Origin of the sequence: Myxococcus sp. AB025B (genome assembly GCF_006518215.1) — a bacterium.
In the GTDB taxonomy this organism is placed as follows: Bacteria; Myxococcota; Myxococcia; order Myxococcales; family Myxococcaceae; genus Myxococcus; species Myxococcus fulvus.
Genome location: NZ_SRLW01000343.1, coordinates 1 through 10,041, shown reverse-complemented (window position 1 = coordinate 10,041; position 10,041 = coordinate 1). Strand labels below are relative to the sequence as shown.

Annotated in this window: 8 protein-coding genes; 4 read left to right on the top strand and 4 right to left on the bottom strand. The window is 71.3% G+C overall.

From position 1 onward, the window contains the following. Positions 1-225: 225 nt before the first annotated feature. From FL311_RS36835 to FL311_RS36825, 3 genes are read left to right on the top strand one after another with little or no spacing between them, the layout of a single operon-like run. Entirely contained in the window at positions 226-2,244 is a 2,019-nt protein-coding gene (locus FL311_RS36835) for an FHA domain-containing protein (protein WP_228557324.1), read from the top strand. Positions 2,245-2,281: 37 nt separating this feature from the next. Next, positions 2,282-3,613, top strand: a complete 1,332-nt coding sequence (locus FL311_RS36830) for a cyclic nucleotide-binding domain-containing protein (protein WP_141332363.1) — start codon at positions 2,282-2,284, stop codon at positions 3,611-3,613. 7 nt (positions 3,614-3,620) lie between these two features. Further along, positions 3,621-4,115: a hypothetical protein gene (locus tag FL311_RS36825; RefSeq protein ID WP_141332362.1), complete on the top strand. Its 495-nt coding sequence runs from the start codon at positions 3,621-3,623 to the stop codon at positions 4,113-4,115. Positions 4,116-4,133: 18 nt separating this feature from the next. On the opposite strand, the gene FL311_RS36820 is transcribed toward FL311_RS36825, so the two are convergent. Continuing rightward, complete coding sequence (locus tag FL311_RS36820; RefSeq protein WP_141332361.1) at positions 4,134-5,714, bottom strand: tetratricopeptide repeat protein; 1,581 nt, start codon at positions 5,712-5,714, stop codon at positions 4,134-4,136. Positions 5,715-5,806: 92 nt separating this feature from the next. On the opposite strand from FL311_RS36820, the gene FL311_RS36815 reads away from it, so the two are divergent. After that, positions 5,807-6,778 carry a homoserine kinase gene (locus FL311_RS36815; protein WP_141332360.1) on the top strand — a complete coding sequence of 324 codons (972 nt, stop codon included), beginning with the start codon at positions 5,807-5,809 and terminating at the stop codon, positions 6,776-6,778. A 4-nt stretch (positions 6,779-6,782) separates the two neighbouring features. Here FL311_RS36815 and FL311_RS36810 read toward each other — a convergent pair whose 3' ends face one another. The 3 genes from FL311_RS36810 to FL311_RS44450 form a co-directional block, all read right to left on the bottom strand. Continuing rightward, complete coding sequence (locus FL311_RS36810) at positions 6,783-7,250, bottom strand: nuclear transport factor 2 family protein (RefSeq protein WP_141332359.1); 468 nt, start codon at positions 7,248-7,250, stop codon at positions 6,783-6,785. Positions 7,251-7,322: 72 nt separating this feature from the next. Then, positions 7,323-7,850, bottom strand: coding sequence for a hypothetical protein (locus FL311_RS36805; RefSeq protein WP_141332358.1), 528 nt, complete (start codon positions 7,848-7,850; stop codon positions 7,323-7,325). A 65-nt stretch (positions 7,851-7,915) separates the two neighbouring features. Beyond that, the coding region (locus FL311_RS44450; protein ID WP_141332357.1) for a hypothetical protein at positions 7,916-10,041 on the bottom strand (2,126 nt) is incomplete at its 5' end.

The following is a 10,041-nucleotide window of genomic DNA, read 5'->3' as shown; positions in this document are numbered from 1 at the left end:
GGGTGTGGGAACCTACATAGGAGGGGGAAACGTCCTGGGCAACGGACAATGGCCCCGCTTCTTTCCCCAAGGGCGGGCTTGTCGCATTCCCACCGTGGTGGCGCCGCTTTAAGATGCCGGACGTTTCGGAGACCTGGACCCGACCCCATGCCTGCTCGTCCTCCATCCCCCCCTCGCCCTGGTGCCGGAGGTAAGCCCCCAGCCCGGGGCCGCCCTCCGCGCGAGGTGTCCTCCGACGAGGACTTCGCCGCGCCACCCTCCGGAGACGAGGGCCAGCCCGACGGCCCCGCCAACCCGGAGCTCTACGGGGACGCCGAGCCGCCGCGCTCGCGCACGGACGAGACGCGGGTGGCCTCGGTGTCCGACGTGCGCGAGGAGTCCCGGCGTCGCCAGGAGGAGGAGGACGACAACGCGGACGCCACGCGCGCCGGGCCCCCGGTGCAGATGTTGGTGCTGGCGGGGCCGGACCGCGGGCGCAAGAAGCGCTTCCAGGGCGTGCGCATGGTGGTGGGGCGCGGCAAGGACTGCGACTTCGTGCTGGATGACCAGTCCGTGTCGCGCCGGCACCTGGAGCTCATCTACGGCCAGGGCGGCGTGGCGATGCGAGACCTGGGCAGCATCTCCGGCACCCAGGTGAATGATCAGCGCGTGGACGAGTGCACCCTGAAGCACGGGGATGAGATCGCCATCGGCAAGACGCGCCTTCGCTTCGTGGACGAGGCGGAGCAGATCAAGGAGCTGCGCGAGCAGGCGGAGGCCCGCGAGGCGGAGGAGAAGCGCGAGCGCGAGGAGGCCGCGAAGGAACGCGACGAGGCTCGCAAGGCGGCGGGGGCGTCCCGGGGCGCCGACGTGGACCCGAATGATCCGCGGCTCAACGAGGCGACCAACGCCAACTACCGGATGCCGGACGAGCTGAAGGAGAAGAATCGCGACGCCAGCGGTGTGAAGAAGGGCAAGGGCGCCATCGCGATTCCCCGGCCGCGTCCGCCTCCGCGCAGCGCCGTCACCGGCGGCGGAGGGAACTCGAAGGCGAAGCTGCTCATCGGCGTGGGCGGTGGTGTGGTGGTGCTGCTCATGCTGGGGCTGATGCTCATCCCCTCGGGCCCGCCGCCTCCGCCTCCGGTGGACCCCAACGTGGAGCGCTCGAAGCTCCTGATGCAGAAGGCGCGCGAGGCGGTGCGCTCGGACGACTTCGCCGGCGCGGTGAAGCTGGTGGAGGAGGCGGAGAAGCTGCGCCCGGGCGTGGACGAGGAGGGCCTGGGCAAGGCGGCGGCGAAGGAGCTGCTCGTGCAGCAGTCCTTCCAGGCCGTGCGCGAGCTCATCGACGCCAACGACTTCGAGGGGGCGCGCCAGAAGCTGTCCGAGACGCCCCAGGGCACCGCCAAGACGGACGACGTGCGGCGCAAGCTGGAGCAGGAGGTCAAGACGAAGGACGAGCTGTGGCGCATCCAGAAGATGGAGGAGGCGCTCGCGGCGCGTGACGTCGCCACGGCCCAGTCGCTGCTGGAGCAGGTGCCGGAGCTCAACCGGCCCGCGTACTCGCAGAAGCTGCAGGACCTGCAGGCGGAGCTGGCCAAGGAGGCCCGGGACAGCGCGGCGCGGGACAGGGCCAGCCGGGAGCGCAGCGAGGAGCGGGCCAAGGAGGAGCGCAAGCGCTTCATCGCGGAGGCCTTCACGGACGTGGAGCGGCGCTTCAACGGCGGCGACTACCAGCGCGCGGTGCTCGAGTGCGACCGCGTGGTGGACAAGTTCAAGGCGGACAAGGACGTGAGGGACCGCTCGCGCCAGCTCAAGACGCTCATCCCCCAGTTCCAGCGCGCGCTGGACGACGCGCAGAAGAAGCTCGCGTCCAATGCGCTGGAGTCCGCGTCCAAGCCCCTGCGCCGCGCGGCGGAGCTGTACCGGCAGATCGGCTTCGATGGTTCGCTGGGGCGCACGCTCGACGAGCAGCTCGCGTCGGCGGCGCTGGCGGCGGGGCAGGCGGCGCTCAAGAAGGGCGACCTGGCGGGGGCGGGCAGCAACTTCCGCGAGGCCCTGCGCCTCAACCCGGGGGACCGTCGGGCGCGGGACGGCCTGGACGACCTGAGCAAGAAGGTGGAGGAGCTCTACATGCGCGCGTATATCGAGCGCGACCGGGACCCGCGCTCCGCCGCGGAGAAGTTCAAGGTCGTCATCGAGACGGCGGCCGAGGGTTCCGATACGAAGCGCAAGGCCGAGATGTACCTGAGCGAGATACAGCCGTGAGGCGCTCGCCAACAACGTTCGTACGTGGAGAGATGGGATGAGCGAGTCGTCGCTGCGTGAGCTCGGGATGGACCTCATCGAGGAGCGCCAGTTCGAGCGCGCCCTCGCCGTGTTCGCGGAGGCGGTGCGCCGGGTTCCCGCCGACCACCGCTCCCGGATGATGGCGTCCCGGTGTCTGGCCGAGCTGGGCGAGCGAGAGCGCGCCGTCACGTCGTACCACGCGACGGCCGAGGGCCTCTTGCGTCGCGACTACCTGCTGTCCGCGATGGCCGCGTGCAAGCTGGGGTTGGACCTGGCGCCCAGCGAGCGGCGGCTGAAGGAGACGCTGATCCGCGTCCACTCGCGCGCGGTGCGCAGCGCGCCGGGTCGCGCCGTGGTGCCGCCGCCCCTGCCGCCCGAGACGCTCTACGACGGGAAGGTGGAGACGGACCTGATGGGGCTGGCTGGAGAGGAGCTCTCCAACCGCGCCATCGAGGTGCTGGCCGCGCCGGATCCGGGTGGCTCCGCGGACCCGAACAGCCGTCCTCCGCTGCCGCTGTTCGCGGACCTGGACCGGGACGCGTTCATCGACCTGGTGGGCCGCATGGCGTGGCGCCGGGTGCGTCCCGAGGAGGTGGTGAGCCGAGAGGGCGAGCCCGCGGACCACCTCTACGTGCTCGTCGCCGGCAAGGCGGAGGTGACGCGGCAGATGGAGGGGGAGGCGCGCACGCTGGGCTTCCTCGGCGGTGGGTCCATCTTCGGGGAGATTGCTCTTTTGACGGGCGCGCCGCCGACGGCGACGGTGTCCGCGGTGTCCGACACGGAGGTCTTCGAGATCCGCCGCGAGCACCTCAACGCGGTGGCCAAGAGCCACCCGGCGGTGCCGCAGGTGCTGGCGGACTTCGCGCAGCAGCGCATGGCGCGAAACCTGATGGCCACCTCGCCCATGTTCCAGACGCTGCCGGAGTCGGAGCGGGGCGCGCTCTTGCAGCGCTTCACCTTCCGCGCGCTGCAGGGGCACGAGAAGGTGCTGGTGGAGGGCGAGCACTCGCCGGGGTTGTTCCTGGTGCTGGCCGGTGAGCTGGTGGTGCAGAAGGAGGACCCGGCGGGCGGCACGGTGACGTTGGGCGTGCTGCGCGAGGGCGACGTGGCGGGGGAGATTTCACTGCTGACGGGGCTGCGCGCCTCGGCGACGGTGGTGGCCACGCGCAAGACGGCGGCGGCGTTCCTGGAGCGCAACGCGTTCCATGCGCTGGTGCAGGCCTTCCCGCACATCCGGACGTATCTGGAGCAGCTCTCGGACCGGCGGCTGAAGCAGATTGGCGAGGCGCTGCGGCCCGCTGAAATCATCGACGCGGACGAGCTGGTGCTCGAGCCCGAGGCGGCGTGAGGAGCACATGGTGACGTTGTCGCGTTCTCGGGTGGTGGGCGTGGCGCTGGCGTTGGTGGCGGCCGGAGCGGTGCTCTACTTCTGGCCGCGCCACGAGCCCGGTGTCCCGGAGGCCGTCACGCGTCAGGTCATCACGATGACGCGGGCCGCGGAGGCCAAGGACATCAGCAAGGTGATGGAGGGCGTGTCCGAGCGCTTCAAGACGGACGGCGGCATGGACTCGCGGCAGGTGCGCGGCATCCTCACCGGGCAGGTGCTGCGCGGTCAGTGGGTCCGCATCTTCACCACGAACCTGGAGGTCCACGAGGTCTCGCCCACGCAGGGTGACTTCCAGGCGCGCTTCATCTTCGGCCGCTCCCAGGCTGAGAGCGTGAAGGACCTGGCGGCCGACAGCGTGCTGAACGCGTACCTCATCGAGGGGACGTTCGAGAAGGAAGCCGACGGCGAGTGGCGCGTGGTGCGCGCGAAGTACCGGCCGCTCGAGGCGGCCGAGCTGCTGTAGCCGCTCGCGGCGGGCGCCTCACTGGAGCAGGGCGCCCGTCTCGTTCAGCCAGGCCTTGGCCATGGCGCCCTGTCCCGCGGACTCCAGGCCCTTCTTCACCGTGTCGATGCGCGAGGCCAGCTCCTCGCGAGGCATGCCCTGCGCCCGCGCGCGCACCAGCCCGAAGTAGTAGTGCTGGCAGCCCGCCGCGTACGCGCTCTGAGCGAAGAGCAGGTCGCCCATGGCGCTGTATGCCTCCGGCAGCGAGCCCGCGCCCGTGTCCGGCGCAATCACCGCGAGCAGCGCCTTGGCGCCCTCGTAGTCCTTGCGCCGCACCAGCAGCGCACCCTTGGCGTACTGCGCCTTCGCCAGCCCCACGCCCTTGGCGGCAATCGCCTTGTCGTAGGCGACGAGCGCGTCGTCCTGCCGCTCCGCCGCCTCCAGCAGCCCGCCGCGCGCCAGCCAGTAACGGCCGTCCTGCTCCAGCAGCGGGACCTTCTTCCCGTCCGCGGACGCCACCTGGATGGCCCCGAACGCGCCCTCATACGCATCCAGCAGCGCCAGCGCGCCCGTGGTGTCTCCCGCGGCCTGCAAGCTGCGAGCGCCGTCCAGGTAGAGCAGGGGCGCCGTCTTGCGCTTCGCCACCGCGGCCTCGAACGCACCTCGCGCCTCGGGCACCTTGCGCGCCGCCAGCGCCCGAGCTCGTGCGAAGAGCGCATGCACGTCATCCGGCACGGCCTTCAGCGCCGCATCCGCCTCCTGGAGCGCCTGGTCCGCGGCGCCACGCGACAACGCCAGCTCCGCCTTCAGCGCCCCCGCGCGCGACGTCAGCGCGGGCGTCAGCTCCGCCTGCTTCTCCCGCGCCGTGGCGAGCGCGCGCTCGGCCTCCTCCAGCTTCTTGCCCTGGTACGCGTGCGCCAGCCCCATGCCCAGCCGCGCCATCAGGTGGTCCGGGTTCACGCTCGTCGCCTTCTCGAACGCCTCCACGGCCTGGGCGGGCTGCCCCTCGTCCAGCAGCGCCTCCCCGTACGCCGTGGTGAAGCGCGGATCCCGATACGCGTTCTCCGCCGCGCGGGCGAAGGCCTGACGCGCGCCGGGCAGGTCCCCCTTCGCCTGGAGCGTGAACGCCTGCGCCAGCGTGAGCCGGGGGCTGTTGGCCCCTTGCGTCTGCAGGTCCGCCAGGTACTTCTCCGCCTCGGCCGTCTTGCCCTCCGCGAGCAGATGCAGCGCGCGAGCCCCATGCCGCTCACCGGAGCGCGAGTCGAGCGCCTCGGCCCGGGCCAGGTACTCACGGGCCCGCGCATCCGCGCCGGGCTGATGGTGCTCCAGCCACAGCACCGTCTGGATGTCGGCGGCCAGCGCCTGCGCGTCGCGGGCGTCGGAGTCCAACTGGAAGAGCTTCTCCAGCTCCGCCATGGCCCGCGTCAAATCGGACGGGTTGCCTCGCAGCGCGGCGGCGCGGGCCGCGCGCAGGTGCTCCTCCGTCTCCTTTCGCACCGTTCCCCGGTGGACGAACCAGGCCACGGCGCCCGCGAGCACCACCGCCACCACCGCCACCTGCGTCAGCGCGCTCTTCCAGCTCTCGCGTCGCTTCCAGTCGCCGTGACCTTCGGTGCTCATGGACCTGTCTCCCCGCGCTGGAGTTGGATGCTATTAGGTACGCCCCTCGCGGGTGTCAATGGACGGAGCCCGGAGCACGGGAGGAGTGAGCAATGGCGGTCCACACGGTGCTGTCCCCCGACGTCTTCACGCGCATCGCAGAGACCTTCGGGCTGGGAAACGTGCTCGGCGTGACGCCCATCCCCCAGGGCTCCATCAACACCAACCACCGGCTGGAGACCGACACCGGCCGCTACTTCGTCCGCCACACGACGGTGCGCTCCTCGGACGACCTGCGCTTCGAGTCCGCCCTGCTCGCGCACCTGGCCGCGCACCGCTTCCCCTCGCCCGTGCAGCTCACCACGCGCGAGGGCGCCACCTTCGTCGAGCTCGCGGGCGGCCGCGTGAGCGTCTTCCGCTGGCTCCCCGGTGAGGAGAAGCGCCACCCGGGCCTCACCGCCGAGCACCTGGAGCGGCTGGGCACCGAGCTGGGCAAGCTGCACCGCGACACCCAGTCCTTCGGCGGCAGCCGCGAGAACCCGTACTCCCCCCAGGTGGTGCGCGGGTGGCTGGTGGAGCTGGCGCGCCACCCGGACACGACGCTGTCCTCGCTCTCGGGAGAGCTGGAGGGGATGCTCACCCACGCGGAGTCACGGCGACAGGGCCTGGAGCCGCTCGGCGTCATCCACGCGGACCTCTTCACCGACAACGTGAAGTGGCTGGGCGACAGCGTGGGCGCCTTCTTCGACTTCGAGATGGCCTGCCGCGAGGCCTATGGCCTGGACCTGGTCATCACGTTGAACGCCTGGTGCTTCGACGGCGGGCAGTACCTGCCGGAGCTGTGTCGCGCGCTGGTGCGCGGCTACCAGGAGGTCCGCCCGCTGGCCCCGGTGGAGCGCGAGGGCCTCTTCGGCCACGCGCTCTTCGGGGCGGTGCGCTTCACCGCGAGCCGCATCCGGGACTACCACCTGTCCGCGCTGCCCGCGGACAAGCTGGTGCGCAAGGACTACCGCACCTACCTGACCCGGGCCCGCGCACTGACGGCCATGGGGCCCCAGGGCCACGCGGCGCTCCTGGGGCTGTGAGGCCTCAGATGCCGGTGAGGATCTTCCACTGGTTGCCCTCGAGCCGGAACACCATCTGCTCCAGCTCCGCCTCCTTCTGCGGGCGCGAGGTGAGGCCGGGCATCCGGAAGTTCAGCTTCCAGTAGTAGATGGCCGTGGCGATGTCCTTGCCCACCTGGACCTTGCGCACCTCCATCTCCACCTTGGGCGACTGGAGCTGCGGGAAGAGCGTCTCCAGGTACGGGCCCAGGTTCGCCGCGGTGAGGTCGTCCTCGGGATCACTCGGCGTGCCGGCGTCCTCGCGGAAGTCCTTCGACACCAACGCCTGGATGGCGTGGGCGTCGCGTGCCTCGATGGCAGACCGATAGGCCTCCATCACTGCCAAAATGGCGCGGGTCTCGTCGGTGTCGTCGATTTCAGTGCCGGGGATGCGCTTCGGAGCGCAGGCGGCCAGGAGGGACAGGGCGCAGATGGCGAGGAAGCGGTAGAGCATGGCGGGGCCTTACGAAGACAATGCGGAGGAAGTCAACCCATTCCCCACGGCCCCGCCTGCACTTCGCGTGCCTCAACCCTTGCGGATGACCTCGGAGATGAAGCGGTTGAGGACGGGAACCTCGTTGTCGAGGATCTTCAGGCCCTCGCCCTGGATGACCTTCTCGCCGATGAGCGCCAGGGGCTTCATCAGGAAGGGCAGCTTGAGGGAGATCTCGCCGTCCAGCGAGCGCTCCGTCTGGCCCGCGCCCAAATCACGCAAGCGCAGCGTGCCCGTGTTCACCAGCATCTTGGAGATGGTGTGGGACGTGGGCACGTTGGTGAACGTGAGCTCCTTGCGGCGCTTGTCGTAGGTGGACGACTCGATGAAGGCGAACCACTCGGGAGGCACGCGCTTGGGGCCGATGCTCTCGATGACGGGCTTGGGGCGGTAGCGCACCCGGCGGCGGACCACGTCACCCTCGGCCTTCACCTCGAGCGGCTGGAGCTCCAGCAGCACGCCATGGTGCTTGAGCAGGAACTCGAAGTACCGCTCGTCGAGGAGCGCGCGCTCCACCTCGTCCACCGTCCCCTGGATTCGCTGCCTCGTCTCGAACCGCATCGCTTCCCTCCTGATGACCTGGCTCGTCGCCGCTGTGTGGGCTGCCTGCCTAGCGGAAAGCGCGGCTAGCGGAAAGCCTGTCGTGGCACCAGCACGCCCCGGAAGGTCTTCTCCTCGAAATCACACCGCTCCACCCACTCCCGGGCGGTGGCCTTGAAGGCCGGGCCGAAGTCCGGGAGGACACCCACCACGTGGCGCACCGCGCCGCAGTCGCCCGAGAGATAGGAAGCCTCCACCTTCAGGCGCAAGGCCTCGCGGCGCAGGGACAGGGGCAGCGAATCGTCCGACAGCGCACGTTGCAGCGACTCGCCGGCCAGCACGGGCGAGCCCACCTGCTGCAGCCTGCGGCCCAGCAGGTAGTTGAGGTACGGGTCCGAGGGCAGGGCCTGCAGGGCGCGCGACAGGAGCAAGAGCCGCAGCTCCTCCTTGGGGGCCAGGAAGTACGCGTCGATGCCGGCGCGGCGCGCCGTGGACTCCAGCGCGGCGAGCTTCACCTGGGCGGTGCGCGTCAAATCGGGCGTGGCGTCCAGGGCCAGCACGGTGTCCAGGTGCACTCGGGCCCGCTCGGGACGCTCGCGCCGGGTCTCCACGTCGGCCAGCGCCATGGCCACCTCGGCCTCGGAGACCGTCTGGCCCTTCACCTTGCCCGCGAGCGTGGTGAGCACGGTGGTGGCCTCGTCGTAGCGCTCCAGCGCGGAGAGGGCGGCGGCCTCGCCCAGGCGGTAGGCGGGCTCCTCGGGCTGGAGGGTGGCGGCGCGGGTGTAGCGCTCCAGCGCGTCCGACGGGTCCGTCACGAGCGAGGCGCGGGCGGGCTCGGTGAGGCGTGCCACCTCGCGCGCACAGGCGCGGCTGAAGAGGCTGCCAGCGCGGAAGCGCGCGAAGGCGCGGGCCACGGCGGCGTCGTCCAGGGGCAGGGCGTCGACATGGCGCTCCCACTCACCGACGAGCTCGTCGAGGGGCCGCCCATAGGCCTCCTGGAAGTCCGCGTGCGCGTAGAGCGCGCGCAGCCTGTCGGAGCCATAGGTTTCGGCGAGGTACAGGAGGAAGGAGCCCGCCACGGTGTACGCGCGCGCGGGGGCGGATTGGTAGAAGCCCTCCGGCCCCATCAGCTTGCGCATGTCGGGCGCGAGCTTCTGGCGTCGCATGCCCGCGGCCCACTGGTGCAGCGTGAGGTCCCCCTGCGCGGGGCCGTCCGCGGCGACGGCGAACCCCTCGATGACGCCCATGAGGGGCCACAGGCCCAGGCGCGTGGTGACGCGGAAGGGACCGCTGCCGGCGGGCGCGGCCATGACGTGGGCCAGCTCGTGGTGCAGCGTGGAGTGGGGGAAGGGCTTGTCCTGGATGTGCAGCTCGTGGCGCCAGGGCTTCGCGTACTGCGTGCGGCCGGCGCCCACCAGCCGCTGCTTCTCCTCCTCGTTGCGATACAGCCACACGCGGATGCGCTCGGTGGGGGCCACGCCCAGGAAGCGCTGGACCTGCGTCCAGCGGAACTCCATGTCGCGGGCCATCCGGTCCACGTCCTCGCGCGACTTGCCCCGGGGGTAGTGCAGCCGGAAGTGCTCCGTGTCGCGCACGCCGCCCAGCGCCTCCGCCAGGTAAGCGTCCGTCATCCGGGTGCGCAGCTGGGGGCCCTTCACCTCCAGGAAGCCGATGGCCACGGCGGGCAGCAGCAGCCCCACGAGCACGCCCACGCGCGGGGAGGCTCGCGACAGGTGCCCCGAGTCCACCTTGAGGAACGCGGCGGCGAGGCCCGCGAGGACCCAGGCCCACAGCAGCGTCTCCAGCCGGAACCAGCCGAGCGCGGGCGTCATCACCAGCGCCTCGTCGTAGAGGGGGCCGGGGAGATGTCCCAGGTAGTGGTTGAAGGCGAAGACCTGGGGCCCGGCGACGATGGGCCACACCGTGGGCACCAGCGACAGCAGGACCAGGAGCACATGCAGCCCCACGCCCCGCGAGGGCCGGCGGGCCCCCAGGCCACACAGCACCCCCGAGGCCGAGGCCAGCACGGCCGAGGGGAGGGTGAGCATGGGATAGAAACCCACCAGCTCGAAGGGGTCACACGCGGTGCGCAGCCACGCGAAGACGGTGGAGGTGAGGAAGGGGGGCACCAGCGCCGCCACGTTGAGGACCAGGGCCGCACCCAGGGCGCGGGCCACGGCGGTGCCGGGGGCGTCCGGGCGGAGGGCGCCGG

Coding starts and splice junctions, on each gene's coding strand:
- FL311_RS36825 (WP_141332362.1), top strand. CDS start 3,621: ATGGTGACGTTGTCGCGTTCTCGGGTGGTGGGCGTGGCGCTGGCGTTG.
- FL311_RS36820 (WP_141332361.1), bottom strand. CDS start 5,714: ATGAGCACCGAAGGTCACGGCGACTGGAAGCGACGCGAGAGCTGGAAG.
- FL311_RS36805 (WP_141332358.1), bottom strand. CDS start 7,850: ATGCGGTTCGAGACGAGGCAGCGAATCCAGGGGACGGTGGACGAGGTG.
- FL311_RS36815 (WP_141332360.1), top strand. CDS start 5,807: ATGGCGGTCCACACGGTGCTGTCCCCCGACGTCTTCACGCGCATCGCA.
- FL311_RS36830 (WP_141332363.1), top strand. CDS start 2,282: ATGAGCGAGTCGTCGCTGCGTGAGCTCGGGATGGACCTCATCGAGGAG.
- FL311_RS36810 (WP_141332359.1), bottom strand. CDS start 7,250: ATGCTCTACCGCTTCCTCGCCATCTGCGCCCTGTCCCTCCTGGCCGCC.